General features: G+C 32.6%; 1 pseudogene. It reads right to left on the bottom strand.

What is annotated here, in order from left to right:
• Positions 1-258 (bottom strand): annotated as a pseudogene (locus tag D9V42_RS14915) (3'-5' exonuclease); the annotation flags it as partial.

Below are 258 nucleotides of genomic sequence, written 5' to 3'. Positions count from 1 at the left end.
ACGATTTTCAAGACCAAATATTTTATCTGTAAACTGACCCTTGTCAGTTTTTTTATAAGCCTTTTCAAACATATTCATTCTAGCATCAATATTATCGATATAGCATAAAATTTCTGCTTCTTTTAAGTATGGCAGTTTTGGCGAACCATACTCTAACTTACCATGATGAGATAAAATCATATGTCTTAACAACATGATTTCTTCTCCTTCAATGTTCAATTCACGAGCTGCTTCAACTACTTCATCACTCGCAATCGA

The organism is Staphylococcus pseudoxylosus, from assembly GCF_003697915.1.
Classification (GTDB): Bacteria; Bacillota; Bacilli; order Staphylococcales; family Staphylococcaceae; genus Staphylococcus; species Staphylococcus pseudoxylosus.
The sequence above is the reverse complement of the archived record's forward strand: the minus strand, read 5'-3'. Positions and strand labels throughout refer to the sequence as shown.